Genomic DNA, 19,243 nt, shown 5'->3' on the forward strand with positions numbered 1-19,243 from the left:
CGCCGCGCACCTGGTGGAACCACTCCTCGTACGGGTCGACGTGGTAGTCGGTGCGCTGGTTGGGGCCGCCGACGACCTGGACGATGAAGTCCGATCCCAGGGCCATGGTGCGGTTGTTCACGGGCGGCTTGAGCAGGTGGGCGTGGTCGTCGATCCACTTCTGGAAGTGGATGACCTCGGGGAGGGCGGTCATGACGGGTCAGGAAGCTCTCCAGGCCCGGGGTCAGGCCCGCCACCTGCCCGGGCACGAGCCGGTACAGGACGTAGTAGCCCTCGCGGCGGCGCTCCAGCAGGCCCGCGTCCGCCAGCACGCGCAGGTGCTTGGACAGGGCGGCCTCGCTGACGCCGACGAGCGGGGCCAGTTCCTGGGTGCTGCGTGGGCGTTCGGCGATCAGCCGGAGGGCACGCAGCCGGGTGTCGTCGGCGAGCGCCCGCAACGTGCCGACGAGCCGGGTGGGTGGAATCCTTGGGCGGGCTTCCCGGGCGATGGAGGAGACCGGGAAGACGAGGCCGAGAGGCCACGGACCGTCGCAGTTGACGCGTACGTGCGGCCACACATAGGAGCTGGGGGCGAGCACGAGGGTGTCGTCCGGACCGATGGCGACCTCGTGATCGTGCGGTCGCTCCAGCCAGAAGCGTTCGGTCTGAGGATCGCTGCGCACCTCCGGCCACAGGCCGCGCAGCATCCCGTACAGACCGCGCTGCTCGATCTGGTGTCCGGCCTCGCTGACGCCGGCGGCGAGTTCGGGTTCGAGCCGTGCCCATTCCTCCTCGAACGCCTCCCGCCAGTAGCGCTCCAGCATGCTCAGGAACCGTTCGAGCAGCGCGCGGGGGTCGTCGAGGAGCATCGCGGCGATGGCGTCGTCGCTCTCCCGTGCGAGCCGCTCCCGCAGCAGCCGGCGTACGTCCGGTTCGTCCAGCACGCGCGGGTCCCTGCCCTGGCCGCCGCCCGGCCATGGCGAGAGCAGCGGGATGGCGAACTCCAGCCGGACCAGCTCCGGATCCGCTGTGCGCAGGGCGGCCAGTTCGTCGGCGAAGTCAGTCAGTCCGCCGGTCGGCTGCGGAAAGAGGAACTCCGGGAAGTACGAGCGCACCGCGTAGGAGAACGCCTCGATCTCCCGCTTCAGCGCCGGGGACAGCATGCGCATCGCGCGCACCCAGCCGTGCTGGACGGGGTGGTGCTTGGGCTCCACCAGCACATGGAGACTCAGTACGGCTTCCATCGTCGGCGAGTAGGCGAACCCCACCCGCTCCGCACCAGTGGCCGGAATCCGGAACACGATCGTCATGACCCATCATCCTCTACCGGGCAACGGCCGCGAGCACGCCGTTCTCGCCGTACCTGCCCCGACATGCTGAGCGTATGCAGGACGGCGTCCGCTGGCCGTGCCGGTCTCCCGCAGCACCGCGCTGCGCCATCTGCGGCACTTGCCACTGCCACAGCAGGTGGTCCCGAGGGTGATCGGCGTGGACGGAGCCGCGGCCGCCGCGCGCTGAGCAAGCCGCCTGGCCGGCTCCGGTCGGTGGTCAGCGGGTGTGGCGGCGGACCGCGTCCAGAAGCTGGTCGATGTCTTCGGAGGTGTGAGAGAAGGAGGTGACGAGGCGGACGATGCCCGGCGCCCAGCGATCGTGGTAGAAGGTGTAGCCCTCCGCGAGAAGCCCTTCGGTTGCCTGCTGGGGCAGGCGGCAGAAGAGGATGTTGGCCTGCGAGCTGCTGAGGAGTTCGGTGCCGGGATGGCCTTGAGACCGTCGCCGAGCCGGGCGGCCATCGTGTTGGCCCGGCGGGCGTTTCGCAGCCACAGACCGTCGGTGAGGTAGGCGTCGAGCTGGACGGTGTGAAAGCGCATCTTGGAGGCGAGCTGGCCGGCACGCTTGGCACGGAAGGCGAGTTCGCTGGCCAGTGCCGGATCGAAGGAGACGATGACGTCCGCGGTCATCGCGCCGTTCTTGGTGGCCCCGAAGGACAGCACGTCGATGCCGGCCTGCCAGGTCATCTCGGCCGGTGTGACGCCCAGGTGGTCCAGGGCGTTGGCGAAGCGGGCGCCGTCCATGTGGCAGCGCAGTCCCGCGTCCTTGGCGATGGTTGCCGGACGGCGGATCTCGTCGAGGGCGTAGACGCTGCCGCGCTCCGTGGCCTGACTGATGCTCACCACCGACGGCTGCACACTGTGAACGTCACCGGCCCTGCGGCGCACCGCCTCGCGGAGCGCGTCGGGGTCGATCTTGCTGTCGTGGCCGGGAACCGTGACGAGTTTGGCGCCGCCCGTGAAGAACTCCGGCGCACCGCAATCGTCGACGTTGATGTGACTGGCCGGGTGGCACAGCACGCTGCCCCAGGGTGGGGTCAGGGCAGCCAGACCCAGGCAGTTCGCGGCGGTTCCGGTGGAGACCGGGATGACCTCGACCTCACGTTCGAAGATCTCGCTCAACCTGTGGCGGACGCTGCCAGTGAAGGGATCGTCGCCGTACGACAGGGCATACCCGGCCGCCGCCGCGGCGACAGCCTGCGCTATCTCGGGCGAGGCGCCCGCCATGTTGTCGCTGAGGAAGGCCTGATTGGAAGGGATGACGTCGGTGCTGATGCTCATAGGTGAGGTTCCTTGGCTCAGGTGCCGATGGGGGAGGCGAAGACGCCGGTGATGTCCACCGCCTCGGCGGCGGTGCGGTAGAAGTGCGGGACATCGCCGGCGAAGGCGAGCATGTCGCCGGGGCCCAGGTCCTGCGGGGCATCGACCGGCCAGGCGGTCACGTGCCCGGCGGCGATGAGCAGGTGCTCGATCGTGCCGGTGGCGTGGGGGACGCCGGTCAGCTCCGTCTCGGGCGGGATACGCAGCCGCCAGTTCTCCAGGCTGATGCGGCGCAGCAGGTCCCGGGCGACCTCGCCCGGCTCAGCGGGGTTGCCCGGCCGGTAGACCGGCCCGGTGTCGGCGTCGCGCGCCGGCAGGTCCGCGATCGGGATGCGCAGCGCGACGGCGATCGCGTCCAGGGTGCCAATCGTCGGATTGCCCTTGCCCGCCTCCATCTGCGACAGCGTGGCATTGCTCAGCCCGGCGCGCCGGGCAATCTCCGCGGCGCTCATGCCACGCTGCCGGCGGCGCAGACGGATCTTCGCGCCGACCGCGGCCGCGGTACTGCTCACCGGCCGCTGGCCGGACCCAGACGGCGCGGCCATCGGTGGCGGGAGTGGGTGGCGGAGTAGGACACGCGGATACGGCCAAGGTCATTTGGCGACCACCGCCGAATTCGCCAACGGTGTCCTGAGAGGGACGTGACCGAAGCCGGCCCCGAACTGCCCGCCGGCATCAACCCCCTGGGCACCCGAGACCGATACCGGCCGTCGCTGGGTCGGCCCACCGCACTGCGGGTGGTCAGCGCCGCCGCCCTACGGATCATCCACCAAAACCGACCAGAGCTGTCCCGGACCGTGAGGACGCCGCGTCAACGCGCGCAGTTCATCCATTGGCCATCTTGAGTACTCCTGGAATTACCTCGCAATTCTCAGCTGCTTCTCACATCCCACCGGTTTTGTGTCCTGCGTCGCCCGATCGGGCCGTACGACGAAGGAGGCGCATGGTGGCACTACCGGTGACCACGTGGCGGAAACCCGAGAGCCGGGGGGAGGAGCAGCGCCCGGCAGAGGAGCAGCCGTTGCACGTGGCCAGCAGGCTGCACTCGTTCAACCGGTTCGAGCTCAAGTACCTCGTACCGGTCGAGGAGGCGGCCGAGATCCGGGACGAGCTGGCCGAGCGGATGGACCGCGATCTGAACAGCCCGGTCGGCGGGTACGGCGTGTGGAGCCTGTACTACGACACCCCGCAGCTGCGGTTCTACTGGGAGAAGATCGAGGGCCTGAAGTTCCGGCGAAAGCTGCGCATCCGCCACTACGGGAACCTGGACGGGGTGACCGACGAGTCCCCGGTGTGCGTGGAGATCAAGCAGCGCGTCAACCGGGTCACACAGAAGCGCCGCATCACCCTTCCGTACGGCGTCGCCCGCCGGCTGTGCGACGGCCGGGAGATGGTGGAGCACTCCGCCAAGGAAAGCGCCTTCATCCAGGAGGTGCTCGAACTCGTCGTACGGCTGAATCTCCAACCCACCGCGATCACCGGCTACCAGCGCGAGGCCCTGGTCGGCCGAGACGCGGACACCGGACTGCGGGTGACCTTCGACCGGCGCATCCGTGGCCGGGACCGGGACTTCCACTTCGGGACACCGACCCCCGAGAACCGGTTCACCATCCCGCCGCACCTGTCAGTGATGGAGATCAAGGTCAACGAGCGCACGCCGTACTGGATCACGGACCTCGCGGCGCGTCGGAACCTCAACCTGATCCGGGTCTCCAAGTACGTGCAGTCCATCGAGGCGTTCGGCCTGGCACCCCGGTCCGTGTTCCACATCCACGAGGCGGACCACCAGCCGCCGCACACGTATTCGGCGCACGAAGCGCCCTTGAAAGAAGGAGCACAGTGAACTTCGATCTGCAGGAACTCAGCGGTACGTTCAGCGTTACCGACGTCGTCGTCGCCATGGCGCTGTCGTTCATTCTGAGCACGTTGATCGGCCACGTGTACCGGTACACGCACCGCAACGTCTCCTACAGCCAGTCCTACGTCCAGACGCTCATCATCGTCGGGATGGTCGTCGCCCTGATCATGCTGGTGGTCGGATCGAACCTGGCACGGGCCTTCTCGTTGGTCGGCGCGTTGTCGGTGATCCGGTTCCGGAACGCCATCAAGGAGACCAGGGACGTCGGCTTCGTCTTCCTGGCCATGGCCATCGGCATGGCCTGCGGTGCCCGCTTCTACACCCTCGCCGCCGTCGCGGCCGTGGTGATCTGCGTGGTCGTCGTCGTGATGTTCAAGTTCAACTGGTTCGCCCTGAGCGTCCAGCGCCAGGTCGTCAAGGTCCAGGTCCCCGCGGGCGAGGACTACACCTCGGCCATCCGTGACGTCCTCATCCGGTACACCACGGAGTTCGAGCTGGTGAGCACCGAGACGATCCGCGGCGGCGCGCTGACCGAGGTGTTCTACACGGTGCGCATGAAGAAGGGCACCGAGCCCGGCGACCTGGTGGCCGCGCTGCAGGAGCGGACATCGGGCCAGCGGGTGACCGTGCTGACCGGTTACGACTCGACCGACCTGTGATGGCCGGCGGCAGCGAGGCGGCTCCCCGGCGCAGGCCGCGGCGGCTCCGCGACCGGATCCCCGTACGGCTGCGGCACCACTGGAAGCCGGCCGGCGCCCTCTGCGCGGGACTGGTGGTGATGGTCTACTTCTTCGGCGACGCCCGAATCTCGCCGTACGTCACCTCCTCCTCCCGCGTGGAGGCGGACGCCATCACGGAGAACGTCGAGGGCACGGTCGACCTGTACGACACCTCGGTCTCCCACTCCATCCAACTGGAGTACGACCAGACCGACTTCACCAAGATGATGAAGGAGTTCCGCGAGGACGGGACCAAGGACTACATCGAGGCCGACCTCACCATCGACGGGGTCTACCTCGAGGACGTCGGAATCCGCCTCAAGGGCAACTCCACACTGTTGTCCCTGCGCGGAAGCGGCCAGGGCATGCGCGGTGGCGGCCGGACCATGCCCGAAGGCGCCGAGCAGGGCGCCCCGGAGGCGCAGCAGGACGGCGCAACCGGGGGCCGGGACCGCGGCCAGGCCAATGGCCGCGGTCCCGGCGGGGCCGGTGGCATGGGGGGCGGGATCACGCAGTACAACCTGTCCGACAAGAAACCCGAGGAACTGCCCTGGCTCATCAAGATCGACGAGTTCGTCGAGGGCCGCGCCTATCAGGGCGAGCGTGAGATCTCGCTGCGCCCCGGAAGCAACGGCCAGGTCCCGGTGAACGAGGCCCTCGCGCTGAGCCTGACGGACACCACCGGTCAGAAGAACGAGCGGTACGCCTTCACGTCGGTACAGGTCAACACCCGCCCGGTCGCCACCCGGTTGATGGTCGAGAGCCCGGACACGGATTACGCGGAGTCCATCGCTGACGGCAACGGCGTGCTCTACAAGGCGCGGGCCGGCGGCAGCTTCGAGTACAAGGGCGACGACCCGACCGACTACGAGGAGTCGTTCGAGCAGCTCAACAAGGTGGGCAGTCAGGACCTGGAGCCGGTCATGAAGCTCATCAAGTGGGCGAACGAGGCGTCGGACGAGGAGTTCGAGAAGGAACTCGACCAGCACGTGGACGTCGAGTCCCTGGCGACGTACCTCGCCGCGCAGAACCTGCTCATGAACTTCGACGACATGGCCGGACCCGGCAAGAACTACCTGCTGTGGTACGACCTGGACACCAAGAAGTTCTCGGTCCTGGGATGGGACTACAACTTCACCTTCACCGGCGATGCGACCTCGGGCCCGGACGACGACACGGGCATGGGCGGTGCCTTCGGTGGTGGCGCTGGAGGTGCCACTGGGCAGAGCAGCCAGGGCGGCCAGGGCACAGGTGGCCAAGCCGCGCAGAACATGCCCTCCGGGATGCCGTCAGGAATGCCCGAAGGAATGCCTGAAGGAATGCCTTCGGGGATGCCCGAGAATCTGCCGGAAGGCATGCCGTCCGGAATGCCTTCCGGTCTGCCGGGCGGTCAGAACGGCCAAGGCGGTCAGGGCGGTGAGGGCGAAGGCGGTGGGTTCGCCGGCATGATCGGCCACCCGCTGAAGGAGCGCTTCCTGGACTCGGACACCTTCGATCCCCTCTACAAGAAGGCGTACAAGGAGCTGTACCAGAAGTTCTACGGCTCCGGGACCGCACTGAAGGCGCTGAACGCCATCGCCGAACAGGCGGGGAAGGCCGGTGCCGACGGCAAGGAGCTGGACTCAGCCGTCGAGAAGCTGCGAAAGACGGTCACCGAGCGTACCGCGGCGCTGGCCAAGAACAAGGAGGTGACCGGCTGACCCCCGGTGCCCGGACGGCAGTCCCCCATGGGGCGCCGTCCGGGCGTTCGGCGCACCGCGAACGCCTCACCAGCGAAGGAAGGTCCATGCCCGTCGTGCCGTCGGCGCCCGCGCCACCCCAACACAATGTGCTCGTCGTCGAGGACGACCCCAGCATCCGCACCTTGCTCACTTCCGCCCTGCACGCCGCCGGCTACTCCGTGAGCACCGCCGACACAGGCCAGACCGCCATGTTCGAGGCCGGTCGCGGCCAACCCGACCTGATCGTGCTGGACGTCGGCCTTCCGGACATCGACGGCTTCGCGGTGACCCGTCATCTGCGGGCTGAGGGCGTCTATACGCCGGTGCTGTTCCTGACGGCGCGCACAGACGTCGAGGACCGCATCATCGGCCTCAGCTCCGGCGGCGACGACTACGTCACCAAGCCGTTCCACGTGCAGGAGGTGCTGCTGCGCATCCGTGCCATCCTGCGGCGCAGTGACATGCCACCGGGCGGAGGGACCAGGAGGCCGCCGCTGCGGTACGCGGATCTGGTGCTGGACCAGCAGACCCACGAGGTGCGCCGGGCCGGGCTGCCCATCCAGCTGTCGCCCACCGAGTTCCGGCTCCTGGTCTGCCTGCTTGCGCAGCCAGAACGCGTGGTGGGCAAGAAGCAGATCCTGTCCGAGGTCTGGCACTACGACTTCGCCGGTGACGCCCGCATCGTCGACACCTACGTACGCAACCTGCGGCGCAAGATAGACCGGTTCGAGCCCCAGCTCATCCAGACGGTCCGCGGTGTCGGCTACTGCCTGCGGGCCGCGCGCCCCGGACCGGGGGCGGCGGCGCTGTGAGGCGGTGGCTGCGCCGGCTGAGACCGCGCTCGCTGCGAGCCCGCCTGGTGCTCGGCGTCACGCTGCTGGCCACCTCGGCGGTTCTGCTCTGTCAGGCGGCAGGACTCGCCCTGCTCCACTCCTGGCTGACGGACCAGGTCGACCGGCGACTGACCCGTTTCCAGCCGGTGCCCCAGCTTTACAAGGACGTGGCCGACGGCCGGACGGCGTCAGGGGCGCCCGGCAGGACGGGCAGCCTCCCTTCGGACTACCGGGTGTACTTCTACGACAGAGGCGGCCACCGGATTGCCATGTCGCTGAGCGGCGACGGGGGCAGTGCCGGGCCGCGACTCCCGAAGGCGGAGGCGGAACTCGGCCTCAAGAACGGCCGCCCCGCCACGGTCGCCGCGACCGACGGCGGCAGCACCTGGCGGGTGATCGCCCGGTCCGGCACCGACGGCACCCGGGTCGTGGTGGCGCTGCCTCTGAAGGAGGTGGACGAGGCGACCTCCCGAATGCTGTGGTTCAGCCTCGCTATCGGGGTGGCCGTCGCAGCGGGGGTCGTCCTCTTCGGCACCCTCGCCGTGCGGCTGGGACTGCGGCCGCTGGTCGGCGTCGAGCGCACTGCCAGGCGCATCGCCGAAGGTGAGTTGGAACTGAGCGTTCCGGACCGGCATGCGGTCACCGAGGTCGGCCACCTCAGCCGTGCCCTGAACACGATGCTCGACCGGCTGCGCACCGCGCTGCGTCGCACCGAGGCGTCGGAGCAACGGCTGCGCCACTTCCTGGCGGACGCCGGCCATGAACTGCGAACTCCCCTCACGTCTCTGCAGGGCTTCGCCGAACTCCTGGTGCAGGAGCCGGAGATGAGCCTGGAACGACGCCGGGAGGCGCAGCAGCTGATCGTGCGGAACGCCGACCGGATGAGCCGTCTCATCGAGAGCCTGTCCCAACTGGCCAGGCTCGGTGAGGTCCCCGCGACGCGGTGGCAACCGGTCGACCTCCTCTCTCTCGTGGCCGACGGTATCGCTGCCGTCGCCGTGCGACACCCCGGGCGCAGCATCGGCCTCGGCACTCTCGCCGACCCCGAGGACGACGCCCGCGTGGACGAGCTGGACGTCGTCGACGCCGTCGGCGACCCGCATCAGCTGGCGCAGATCCTGTCGAATCTGCTCACCAACGCGTGCGTCCACACTCCGACCGGGACACACATCCAGGTGCGCGTCGGCACTCTCCGAGTCCGCCCACACGGGCCGGGCACGACGGGACCGGGCCGTACCAGCGCCAACGCTCCGCTCATACCCGGCACTCGGGTCTGTGTCGTCGAGGTCGCCGATGACGGGGCCGGCCTGACCGAGTCGCACGCGCGGCGGGTGTTCGAGCGGTTCTACCGCGCCGATTCGGCCGAGCGGGCCGCGGCAGCGGGGTCCGGCCTGGGGCTTGCGATCGCCGTCGGCGCCGCGGAGGCCAACGGCGGACGTCTGGAACTCGAGGCCAGGCCAGGTGAAGGCTGCACATTCCGTCTGCTCCTGCCGTATCAGCCCGCCGTTGCAGCGACGGCTGCCCCGGCTCCCCACACCTGCGTATAGGGCCGCATCGCTACCAAAAGGAGTGCCACCGGTGAAGCTCAGCACCGTACGACTGGGACAAGGCCGTACAGCCGCCGCACGTCTGCAGAAGAAGCACTGCGTGGTGCTGCCCTACCCGGACGTCGGGGCGCTGATCGCCTCCGGCGAGGACTGGCGGGAACGAGCCGCTGAGGAAACCGGTGAACGCCACCGGCTGGACGACATCTCCTACGCGCCCCTCATCACCCGGCCGAGCAAGATCGTTCGTGTGGGACCCAACTACGCCACACGGGTACGAGAGACGGGCACCTCCTTCCCCACCGTTCCGGTGTTCTCCGTGCGGCAAGGCGGCCAAGGCGTTGCCGGTGCCCGCGACGCCATCTGCCTGCCGGCCGAGGGACGGAACGTGGACTGGGGCGTGGAGTTGGGCCTGGTGATCGGGTGCCGGACCCGTGGAGTCACGGCCCGGACGGCGCTGCGCCATGTCGCGGGCTACACCGTCGTCAACGGCGTCGCCGCGCGGAGCGACTCGGGAAGCGCCCCCGCGGCGGGACTGTCCACGGACGTCACCCTGGTGGGACCCGCCATGGTCACCACCGACGACGTGCCGATGGGCGGCCGCGGTCTGACGATGAGCTGTGTCATCGACGGGCGGGTCCGCCAGAAGGCGAACACCTCGCAGCTGATCTTCGACGTCGTCACCGTCATCGCCCAGGTCAGCACCGTGACCACGCTGCTGCCCGGAGACCTGATCACGATGGGCACACCGGCCGGACCCGGCACCGTTGGCGAACCCGAGGTCCTTCTGTACCCCGGTGCGGACATGGTCACCGAGATCAAGGGTGTCGGGGAACTCAGGAACTCCGTGGTGCGGTCGTGTCCGCAGTGAACCGTGGGAGCACTTTCGGCCATAGATCTGACTCCCCGTCAGTTCCCAGCATTTTTTCCCCGCCTCCACAGGCAGGGCGGCAACAGTGAGGCCGCGGCCCGGACCAGGGCCTCAGAGCCGCAGTCTGCCGTCCCCTCACGCCTGAGGAAGCCATGACTCCCACCCCCCACCTCACCGAGACCACCGCCCGCCCGGAGCGCTTGGCCCCGTTCCAGCAGGTCGAGCGGTCCCTTCACGCACATGCCGGTACCGCGACGGTCGACATCGTCGTGCCGGTCTACAACGAGGAACGCGCCCTGCCCGGCTGCCTGCGCACACTCCACGCCCGACTGGCGACGGACTTCCCCTTTCCGTGGCGGATCACTGTCGCCGACAACGCCAGCACCGATGACACCCTCGCCACCGCCCGTCGCCTCGCCGACGAACTGCCGGGCGTCGGCGTCGTGCACCTCGACCGCAAGGGCCGCGGGCTCGCCCTGCGCACCGTCTGGGGCGCCAGCGACGCGGACATCGTCGTGTACATGGACGTGGACCTGTCCACCGGCCTCGACGGGCTGCTTCCGCTGGTTGCGCCCCTGGCCAGCGGTCACTCGGACCTCGCCATCGGTTCCCGGCTGGCACCCGGGTCGCGCACGGTGCGCGGCCCACGCCGCGAATTCATCTCCCGCTGCTACAACGGCATCATCCGGCTCACGCACGGCGTCCGGTTCACCGACGCCCAGTGCGGATTCAAGGCCGCCCGCACCGAGGTGCTGAAGCCGTTGCTGCAGGTGACCCGCGACGACGCGTGGTTCTTCGACACCGAGCTGCTGCTGCTCGCCGAGCACAACGGACTGCGTGTCCACGAGGTCCCCGTCGACTGGGTCGAGGACGTCGACACCCGGGTGGACATCGTGGGCACCGCCACGGACGACCTGCGAGGACTGTGGCGGATGGGGCGGCTCAAGGCATCCGGCGGCGCCCGGGTCGACGTACCGTCTCGCCCCGCACCGGCCGCCGAGCACCCCGACGCGGTCCTCGCACCCGCCACCCGACGTGGCGCCTTGTCCTGGGAGGTCGGCTGCTTCCTGGCGATCGGTGTCGTCTCCACGGCCGGGCAGGCGCTGCTGTACTGGCTGCTGCGCGGTTGGTGGAGCCCGGCTGTCGCCAACCTGGTCTCGCTGCTCGTCCTCACCGTCCTCAACACGGAGGCGAACCGACGCCTCACCTTCCGGTACTCCACGGCTCCGCCCGCGCGGGCGCACCTGGGCGCCGGCGGCCTGTTCGTCCTGGGCTACCTGGTCACCTCCGGCGCGGTGCTGTGGTTCAAGTCGATCGACCCCGGGGCCTCGACAGCCGCGGAGACCGCGATCCTCGCCACGGCATCCGTCGCGGTCACCTGCGTGCGCTTCGCCGTGCTGCGGCTGGCCGTCTTCACCAGCACCCCCCGCCGTACCCGTTGACGAGAGCGACTTCCTACATGAGCAATCCCACGCACCTCAAGCCCGTAACGGCCGCCTCAACACCCGACGATTCGCCTGCGTTCGTCCGCTCGCTGCCCGCCTGGGCGGCACCGGCCGCACTCGGAGCGATCCTCGTGCTCGCGGCCGTCCTGTACGGCTGGGCACTGGGCTCTCTGGGATGGGCCAACAGCTACTACTCCGCGGCCGTGAAATCGATGGGGAAGAGCTGGACCAACTTCCTCTTCGGCTCCTTCGACCCGGCCGGGGTGATCACGGTCGACAAGCCGCCGGCCGCGCTGTGGCCGCAGGTGGTCAGCAGCAAGGTCTTCGGGTTGCACGGCTGGGCGCTGGTGCTGCCGCAGATGATCGAGGGCGTGGCGGCGGTCCTCGTCCTGCACCGCACCGTGCGGCGCTGGGCGGGCGAGGGGGCGGCGCTCGTCGCCGCACTGGTGCTCACTCTCACGCCCATCACCGTGGCCATCAACCGGGACAACAACCCCGACACGCTGCTCGTCCTGCTGCTGGTGTCCGCGGCGTACGCGCTCACCCGCGCGTTGCAGGCCGAGGGCAGGATCGCGACCTGGTGGCTGTGTGCGAGCGGCTTCCTGATCGGGTGCGGATTCCTCACCAAAATGCTCGCCGCCTGGATGGTCATTCCCGCGTTCACCCTCGCCTGGCTCGTGGGAGGAAGCGGCCCCTGGATACCGCGAGTGCGGAGTCTGCTGGGCGCGGGGGCCACCCTGGCGGCGTCCTCCTTGTGGTGGGTCGCCATGGTCGCCCTGTGGCCGGGCGACCGCCCCTACATCGGCGGCAGCAAGGACGGTTCGGCCTGGGATCTCGTGGTCGGCTACAACGGGCTGGGCCGGGTCTTCGGCTCGAGCGACGGAATGTCCCAGAGCATGGGCGGGTTCGGCGGCGGGTTCGGTGGCGCGTCCGGCCTGGGCCGGTTGTTCAACGCGCAGGTGGGCGGCCAGATCAGCTGGCTGCTGCCGGTCAGCGCGCTGGCCTTGGCCGTCGCCCTGGTCGGCGTGGTGATGCGCCGACGCGGCATGCTGTCCGCCGACGCCCTGCTGCCGGCCTCCGGCTGGCTGCTGTGGGGGACCTGGCTGGTGGTCTGCGCGGCCGTGTACTCGACACAGAAGGGCATCTTCCACCCCTACTACACCACTCAGCTCGCTCCGGCGATCGCCGCCCTGTGCGGCGGACTGACCGCCGCCCTGGTCCGTGTCCACCGTGCCGGCGTGCGCTGGGCGCCCCTGGTGGGCGTGGCCGCGGTCGTGGTCAGCGCGGTCTGGGCCGTAGCACTGGTCCGCCGTGACTCCGACTGGAACGGCTGGCTGGTGTGGCCGGTCCTGCTGCTCGGCTGCGCCGCGGTCGTCCTGCTGCTCGTCGCGCGGCGGCGTGGTCGGCTGCTGACGGTCGCCGTGGGTGCTGCCGTCGCGTCGGTCCTGGTGGCCCCGGGAGCGTGGGCGGTCAGCGTACCGGGCTCGGCATCCGCTATGGGCGGGTCCAACCCGACGGCCGGTCCGACGACGTTCGGCTTCGGCGGGGGCGGCCGCATGCCCCGGCAGAGCGGGAACGACGGCGACCTTCCGTCGGGGATGCCGTCGGGCTTCCCGGGTGGTGACGCGCCTTCGGGGCAGTCCGGTCAGCCCTCCTCCGGCGATGTTCCTTCGGGAATGCCGTCAGGTATGCCGTCCGGTATGCCCACAGGGGGAGCGACCGGCATGCCCGGCATGTCCGGAGGCTCTACCTCGGGAGACAGCGACATGCCGTCATTTCCCGGCGGCGGTTCCGGGATGGCCCCGAGCGGACGCGGTGGCTTCGGCGGCGGCGCGGAACTCACCAGCGAGCAGCGCAAGATCCTCGACTATGCCGTGGAGCACGCACCTCAAGCCCGCATCAAGCTCTCCGTCGAAGGCGGTGCCATGGCCGCCAGCTCCTTCATCCTGGGCTCGGACGAGACCGTCATCGGCATGGGTGGTTTCATGGGCAGCGACAACGCGCCGTCGGTGGACCAGTTGAAGGAGTGGACGAAGAGCGGGGAACTACGCTACGTCCTGGGCTCCGACACGAACAGCGGCGGCAGGCCGGGCATGACCGGGTCCCGCAACTACAGCAAGCAGCGTTCCGACTGGATCGCCGACAACTGCACCCAGGTTCCGGCATCGGCGTACGGCGGCACGACGTCGAAGGCGAGCAGCGGTAGTGCGATGGGCTTCGGAGCAGGAGCCGACGTGCTCTACGACTGCACTGCCAAGTAGGCGACGCCGGAGCAACAGGGACCACCCGGGAGAACGGACCAGCATCACGTCATGACCGAGCAGTCCGCAACGACTCGTCCGCGACATCGGCTTCTCGTGGTCGAGGACGAGCCCAGCATCCGCACCCTGCTGGAGGCGACGCTCCGCCTGACCGGATACGAGGTGAGCAGCACCGACACCGGACAGTCCGCCCTCGTCGAGGTCGAACGCCTGCGACCGCACCTGGTGCTGCTCGACGTGATGCTGCCCGACCTGGACGGCTTCGAGGTGACCCGCAGGCTGCGGGCGGCGGGGGACGAATGTCCGATCCTGTTCCTGACCGCCCGCACCGGCACCGACGACCGCATCCAGGGCCTGAGCGTCGGCGGCGACGACTACGTCTCCAAACCGTTCAGCATCGAGGAGGTGCTGCTGCGTATCGAGGCCATCCTGCGCCGCACGGCACCGGTGGACGCGGCACTCCCGCTACCGAGCGTCCTGCGCTACGCCGACCTCGAACTCGACGAGGGCGCTCACGAGGTGCACCGCGCGGGACAGTACATCGCCCTCTCCCCGACCGAGTTCAAGCTCCTGGCCTACCTCCTGTCCAACGCCGGCCAGGTGGTGAGCAAGGTCCAGATCCTCGACCACGTCTGGAGCTACGACTTCGCCGGTGACGCCAGGATCATCGAGACGTACGTCCGCTACCTGCGCAGGAAGATCGACTCCTTCGAGCCGCCGCTCATCCAGACCGTGCGCGGCGTCGGCTACTGCCTGCGGCTGCCCCGCGACCACGAGGGAACGCCGGAGCAGTGATCCCCCGCCTGCCACGGCCACCCGGCTCACTGCGACAACGACTGATCCTCGGCGTCACCGTCCTCGCCACGGCGGCGGTACTGACCTCCCAGGCCATCGGCTACGTGGTGCTCCGCTCCTGGCTGCTCGATCGCGTCGACCAGCAGCTGGTGGAGTTCCACCCCCCGACCCCGACCTTCCACGACGCCCTCCGGAATGCTTTCCCCGCGCCGACCGAGCACCTGGACGCCCTGCCGTCGGATTTCCACGTCTACTTCTACGACTCCTCCGGGCATCGCCTGAACAACTCCCTCGGCACGGAGGCAAAACCGGGGCCTCGGCTGGCCGATCAGGAACAGGACCTCGACCTGAGGGACGGGCACCCGGAAACCGTGTCCGCCATCAGCGGTGACGGCCGCTGGCGGGTACTGCTCAGCCCTGGCCCGGACGGCATGAGCGCGGTGGTCACCCTGCCGCTCGACACCGTCGACGGCGCCACCTCGAAGCTGTTGTGGCTGAACGCCGTGCTGCTCGCTGTCACGATCGCCGGCCTGCTCGCCCTGGGCAGGTCGGTGGTGAGGCTGGGGCTGCTGCCACTGACCAGGACGGAACGAACTGCCCAGCACATCACCGCGGGCCGGCTCGACCTGCGACTGCCGCACACCGACCCGCGCACCGAGATCGGACGACTGGGCCGGGTGTTGAACTCCATGCTCGACAGACTGCAGACCGCCCTGCTGGCCCGCGAGACCTCCGAGGCACGGCTGCGCCGGTTCATCGCGGACGCCGGGCACGAACTGCGCACTCCGCTCACCACCATCCAGGGGTACGCCCAGCTCGCGCTGCGTCCGGAGCGGCGCCCGGAGCGTGAGCTGCGGGAGGCCAACCGGTTCATCGCGCAGAACGCGGAGCGCATGAGCCTGCTCGTCGACGACCTCCAACTGCTCGCCACCCTGGACCGCGAACCCTCCTACCGCAGAGAACGGGTCGACCTGCTCTCGCTCGCGGCGGACGCAGTGAGCGCGGCCGCCGTCCACAGCCACTCCCACCCCGTCGACCTCGGCCCGCTGCCCACTCCGGCAGATCCGGGCGGCACCGAGGAACTCGACGTGGCCGAGACCGTCGGCGACCCGCGCCGACTGGGCCAGATCCTGGAGAACCTGCTGTCCAACGCCCGCATCCACACGCCGCCGGGCACCCGTGTCCACGTACGGGTGGGCACGACAGAGACCGGACCCGGAACCGGCGGCACCGACCGGCCGGGACGCACCTCCGCATCGCCGCCGCTCCCGGAGCGCCTCCCGGTCAGCGTGATCGAGGTGGCGGACGAAGGACCGGGCCTCGCCCCCGTCGACGCCGAGCACGTCTTCGAGCGCTTCTACCGGGCCGACCCCGCCCGTTCCCGCAGCCACGGCGGGAGCGGCCTCGGCCTCGCCATCGCCGCGGCCATCGCCCAGGGCCACGGCGGCCGTCTCGAACTCGACACCGTCCCGGGCGAGGGCTGCACCTTCCGCCTGCTCCTCCCAGCAGCCGACCTCGGGCAGGGCCGTTGATGAGTCGGTGCCTTCGGGTGCCAGAGGTGATGCGCGGTGCTCGCGCCGGTACGGGCGTCCGACGTTCCGACAGACCGTCGGCCACGCCGCGTCATGGCTGCGCCGAGGGTTGTCAGGCGCCGGCGGCGGGCGGCTCCGGGCGGGTCCGCCGTCGGCTGGGCTCCTGCCGCCGGGGCTGGTGCAGAGCTCTCGTACTTGGCGCGGCCTGATCGACGCGCGGATAGCGCGGCAGCAGGAAGATCAGCAGGAGAGCCCGTTGTACTTGACCTGCGGAATCGACCGGGCTGAGGATCACCACGACGTCGCCATGGTCGACCAGGACGCTCGACTGCTCGGCAAGCTCAGGATCGGTGATGACGCATCGGGCTTGCAGGACCTGCTCCCTTGCTGGCCGAGCACGGTGACAGTCCTGAGGACCCGATCCCGATCGCGATAGAGACTTCTCGTGGACACCTTGTGACCTGTCTGCAGGCTTCTGGCCGCCGGGTATACGCGATCAACCCGATGACTGTCGCTCGGTACCGCCACCGGCACGTCGTCTCGGCTGTTCGAGGGGGGTGTCCAGGTGTGAAAGCGGGGGCGTGGTGCGGTCGCCGCCGGAGGAGAACGACATCAGCCGCGGCGACCGCGGGACGCCAGCGAGCAATCCACGGCCCGTTCAACGCCCCTCCGGGCCTGTCGGCGCCCGGGGTGTGCGGGAGTCACCTCGGTGGACTGTCACACCGCAGGGGCGGGACCTGGAACCGCGGGAGCCGCCGCAGCGCACCGTTCCGGCGTCTTCTTCCCGTTCCGCCCGCTGTACCCGGTTCCCCTTGTGGAGACCGCTCACCTGGCGGGCGGGACGCGCGGACGTCGACCCCACGCGCCTGGCCATCGGTGGAGCGAGTGCGGGCGCGGGGCTCACAGACAGCCGTCCGCCCATGGATGGCCGCCGTTTCCGCACCGTCCACCACCCCTACCGGGCCGCTGCCGGGTGGCACACCACCCACTCGCCGAAGCCCGGCGCGAAGGACCTCGGCACCTGCGGCGGATAGACGTGCACCTCAGGAGCCCCCCTCACGGCTCGGCCGGGAGGTTTCCCCCTCGGGAGCGGCTTGGTCCCCTGGCTGACCTGGCTCGGGGATCCTCCACTGCGTATGGTCGGGCCAGAGCAGGACACCCAGGGCACCGTCCAGGTCCACGAACGACAACATGTCGGGCCAGACCGTGCCATTGAGCACGTTGGTGATGACCTGCCGATTGACACCACTCCTCTTCGCGAGGGCGTTGGCGCTGACTCCCGCTCTCCCATCGCCTCAGCGAGCTTGCGGGCTATGGCCTGTGCGACGAGAGCACCTCGATGCGGCTCCATCACGGCGTGCGGCCAGTCGCCGTCGATGACGAAGCTGCTCGGCTTCTTGGCACGTCTGATTCCTCGAGGCACGGCATAAGCGTGGCCGAGGTGCACCCAAGGTGCGCCTGCGCCACCTGACACAAGCCTTCTTGCGGACAGGGTCTGGGCCAGCCCGCAGCCCACTGCTGGCACGCTCATCGTGGGAGCTGACCGCGTCGCACTCGATTCCGGCGTGGCCTGCATTGGCGCTGCACTTCCACGTCGCGTGCGTGGACCCGGCCGTGGACTCGTACGCGGAGTCTGTGGGGTGTTGTGGTGCCTGGCAAGCGGGCGGTCATCCACGAGGCTGAGGTCCCAAGCGGACGCGATCACCGCCTAAACCGGTCAGCCGGTTTGAGGGCTGCGGATCTCCGAGAAGGACAGCGCGTGCGGCGTCGTGATCGACAGCGACTTCAGACCATGGCCAGGACGGCCGAGACCAAGGACCGCAGGCAGACGCGCTCGGCTTCCTCGTCCGGCAGGGAGAGGTGTTGCATCGTCAGTCCGTCGAAGCCGGCCAGGAAGAACCTCGCGATCGCCTCGGCGGGCTGGCCGAGCCGGTGACCGGTGCGTTCGGCGGCCTGCTCGACCTGCTTCGTCGTCACCGCCAGGATCTCGCCGTGGTGGCTCTGAAGAGCCTCCTTCAGGTGTGGCGTACGCAGGGCGAACATGCTCAGCTCGGTGAGCAGCTGATACGACGCGGGCTGTTCGAGCACGGTACGCCAGAGTGCTTCGGCGAGCGTGACGAGGGTTTCCTCGAAGCTCGCGTCCGTGGGCGCGGCCCGTGTCACCTGGTCGACGAGGTCGTGCGTGAGCTGTTGCATGACGGCCCGGTACAGCTCCTCCTTCGTGCCGAAGGTGTAGTGCAGGGTCGCCTGGGCCACGCCGAGCTCGGCGGCGATGGCACGGGTGCTGCCGGCGGCGACGCCCTCTCTGGCCATGAGGCCGATGGCCGCCTTGATCAGTTGTGGGCGGCGCTCCGCCGCGGATACATGAGCCATGAAGCGATCCTATCCGACTCAGTCTGTCGAACAGGTCGCTCGACAAATCGTCGGTACATGATGAGGGCCGCTCCTGGGCGGCGGCCGGCTGGACCGGCGGACCGGCCGCCGGCCCAGGAGCATTCACCGTCTGTCAGCGAGCGGTCCTCGATGCCTCGGAACGGAGCAGGGTGTTGAGGTTGGCCATGGAGGTGCGCATTCCGGCGCGCATCGCGGGCTGCTGTATGGAGTCGAGGAGCTGGCCCAGGGGGCCGAGGCCGATGGTGTACTCGACCTGGTAGAGCATCTCCGTCGCCTCCTGTCCGTCGGCGGTCTGGACCGGGCGGAACTCGAAGATGTTGGTGATGTCCTGGAGTGGGGCGAATCCGACGCCGGTGTCGACGCGGCGCTTCAGGGGCACGATCTCCTCGACGGTCCAGACCGAGTCGGTCTTGAGCGGGCCGAGGGTGCGGTTGCGCTCGGAGTAGGTCTTGCCGATGGTGGCGACGCCGTGGTGGTCGGTGACCTCGATGGCTCCGGCGACCCACTCGGCGTACCGGTCGGTGCGGGCGATGACGTCCCAGACTCGTGTCACGGGGGCGTCGATGACGGCGGTCTCGCTGACCACGTACTTGTTCATCGCGGGATTTCCTCTCGGATGTCGCTTGCGCTCAGTTCTGGTGGA

14 protein-coding genes and 3 pseudogenes are annotated in these 19,243 nt (G+C 69.4%); 11 read left to right on the plus strand and 6 right to left on the minus strand.

The window, feature by feature from the left end:
- The 4 genes and pseudogenes from SMA5143A_RS41695 to SMA5143A_RS41710 form a co-directional block, all read right to left on the minus strand.
- Positions 1–193: pseudogene (locus SMA5143A_RS41695) on the minus strand (3-hydroxyanthranilate 3,4-dioxygenase); the annotation flags it as partial.
- A 7-nt stretch (positions 194–200) separates the two neighbouring features.
- Positions 201–1,289: pseudogene (locus SMA5143A_RS41700) on the minus strand (DUF5937 family protein); the annotation flags it as partial.
- A gap of 6 nt (positions 1,290–1,295) precedes the next feature.
- Positions 1,296–2,588, minus strand: coding sequence for a threonine aldolase family protein (locus SMA5143A_RS44940; RefSeq protein ID WP_375136609.1), 1,293 nt, complete (start codon positions 2,586–2,588; stop codon positions 1,296–1,298).
- 17 nt (positions 2,589–2,605) lie between these two features.
- Positions 2,606–3,139 (minus strand): helix-turn-helix domain-containing protein, encoded by a 534-nt coding sequence (locus SMA5143A_RS41710; protein WP_258194057.1) that lies wholly within the window; start codon positions 3,137–3,139, stop codon positions 2,606–2,608.
- Between the two features lie 515 nt (positions 3,140–3,654).
- Here SMA5143A_RS41710 and SMA5143A_RS41715 point away from each other — a divergent pair.
- The 11 genes and pseudogenes from SMA5143A_RS41715 to SMA5143A_RS44480 all read left to right on the plus strand — a co-directional run.
- A complete protein-coding gene (locus tag SMA5143A_RS41715; protein WP_107468000.1) occupies positions 3,655–4,470 on the plus strand; it encodes a polyphosphate polymerase domain-containing protein in 816 nt (271 codons plus the stop codon).
- Positions 4,467–5,144 carry a DUF4956 domain-containing protein gene (locus SMA5143A_RS41720; protein WP_055539676.1) on the plus strand — a complete coding sequence of 226 codons (678 nt, stop codon included), beginning with the start codon at positions 4,467–4,469 and terminating at the stop codon, positions 5,142–5,144. Before SMA5143A_RS41715 ends, SMA5143A_RS41720 begins: the two co-directional genes overlap by 4 nt.
- Positions 5,144–6,904 (plus strand): CotH kinase family protein, encoded by a 1,761-nt coding sequence (locus SMA5143A_RS41725; protein WP_107467991.1) that lies wholly within the window; start codon positions 5,144–5,146, stop codon positions 6,902–6,904. Before SMA5143A_RS41720 ends, SMA5143A_RS41725 begins: the two co-directional genes overlap by 1 nt.
- A gap of 86 nt (positions 6,905–6,990) precedes the next feature.
- Positions 6,991–7,737, plus strand: coding sequence for a response regulator transcription factor (locus tag SMA5143A_RS41730; protein WP_055539678.1), 747 nt, complete (start codon positions 6,991–6,993; stop codon positions 7,735–7,737).
- Complete coding sequence (locus tag SMA5143A_RS41735) at positions 7,734–9,305, plus strand: sensor histidine kinase (protein WP_107467992.1); 1,572 nt, start codon at positions 7,734–7,736, stop codon at positions 9,303–9,305. The genes SMA5143A_RS41730 and SMA5143A_RS41735 overlap by 4 nt, the downstream gene beginning before the upstream one ends.
- Before the next feature lie 31 nt (positions 9,306–9,336).
- Entirely contained in the window at positions 9,337–10,173 is an 837-nt protein-coding gene (locus SMA5143A_RS41740) for a fumarylacetoacetate hydrolase family protein (protein ID WP_181362284.1), read from the plus strand.
- Between the two features lie 152 nt (positions 10,174–10,325).
- On the plus strand, positions 10,326–11,615 hold the full coding sequence (locus tag SMA5143A_RS41745; protein WP_107467994.1) for a glycosyltransferase: 1,290 nt from the start codon (positions 10,326–10,328) through the stop codon (positions 11,613–11,615).
- A gap of 17 nt (positions 11,616–11,632) precedes the next feature.
- Positions 11,633–13,879 (plus strand): ArnT family glycosyltransferase, encoded by a 2,247-nt coding sequence (locus SMA5143A_RS41750; protein WP_107467995.1) that lies wholly within the window; start codon positions 11,633–11,635, stop codon positions 13,877–13,879.
- A gap of 51 nt (positions 13,880–13,930) precedes the next feature.
- On the plus strand, positions 13,931–14,674 hold the full coding sequence (locus SMA5143A_RS41755; RefSeq protein WP_055539682.1) for a response regulator transcription factor: 744 nt from the start codon (positions 13,931–13,933) through the stop codon (positions 14,672–14,674).
- Complete coding sequence (locus SMA5143A_RS41760) at positions 14,671–16,206, plus strand: sensor histidine kinase (RefSeq protein ID WP_107467996.1); 1,536 nt, start codon at positions 14,671–14,673, stop codon at positions 16,204–16,206. The genes SMA5143A_RS41755 and SMA5143A_RS41760 overlap by 4 nt, the downstream gene beginning before the upstream one ends.
- Positions 16,207–16,513: 307 nt before the next feature.
- Positions 16,514–16,749 (plus strand): annotated as a pseudogene (locus SMA5143A_RS44480) (IS110 family transposase); the annotation flags it as partial.
- Positions 16,750–17,991: 1,242 nt separating this feature from the next.
- Here the strand turns inward: SMA5143A_RS44480 and SMA5143A_RS41775 are convergent.
- Together SMA5143A_RS41775 and SMA5143A_RS41780 are read right to left on the minus strand one after the other, a co-directional pair.
- Positions 17,992–18,579, minus strand: a complete 588-nt coding sequence (locus SMA5143A_RS41775; protein WP_107467998.1) for a TetR/AcrR family transcriptional regulator — start codon at positions 18,577–18,579, stop codon at positions 17,992–17,994.
- Between the two features lie 133 nt (positions 18,580–18,712).
- A complete protein-coding gene (locus tag SMA5143A_RS41780) occupies positions 18,713–19,198 on the minus strand; it encodes an SRPBCC family protein (RefSeq protein ID WP_107467999.1) in 486 nt (161 codons plus the stop codon).
- Between the last annotated feature and the right edge of the window lie 45 nt (positions 19,199–19,243).

The sequence above is a fragment of the Streptomyces sp. MA5143a genome (assembly GCF_900290235.1).
Classification (GTDB): domain Bacteria; phylum Actinomycetota; class Actinomycetes; order Streptomycetales; family Streptomycetaceae; genus Streptomyces.

Excerpts from the sequence above, each read along its gene's own strand:
- SMA5143A_RS44940 (WP_375136609.1), bottom strand. The coding sequence starts at position 2,588 with ATGAGCATCAGCACCGACGTCATCCCTTCCAATCAGGCCTTCCTCAGC.
- SMA5143A_RS41725 (WP_107467991.1), top strand. The coding sequence starts at position 5,144 with ATGGCCGGCGGCAGCGAGGCGGCTCCCCGGCGCAGGCCGCGGCGGCTC.
- SMA5143A_RS41730 (WP_055539678.1), top strand. The coding sequence starts at position 6,991 with ATGCCCGTCGTGCCGTCGGCGCCCGCGCCACCCCAACACAATGTGCTC.
- SMA5143A_RS41745 (WP_107467994.1), top strand. The coding sequence starts at position 10,326 with ATGACTCCCACCCCCCACCTCACCGAGACCACCGCCCGCCCGGAGCGC.
- SMA5143A_RS41750 (WP_107467995.1), top strand. The coding sequence starts at position 11,633 with ATGAGCAATCCCACGCACCTCAAGCCCGTAACGGCCGCCTCAACACCC.
- SMA5143A_RS41755 (WP_055539682.1), top strand. The coding sequence starts at position 13,931 with ATGACCGAGCAGTCCGCAACGACTCGTCCGCGACATCGGCTTCTCGTG.
- SMA5143A_RS41775 (WP_107467998.1), bottom strand. The coding sequence starts at position 18,579 with ATGGCTCATGTATCCGCGGCGGAGCGCCGCCCACAACTGATCAAGGCG.
- SMA5143A_RS41780 (WP_107467999.1), bottom strand. The coding sequence starts at position 19,198 with ATGAACAAGTACGTGGTCAGCGAGACCGCCGTCATCGACGCCCCCGTG.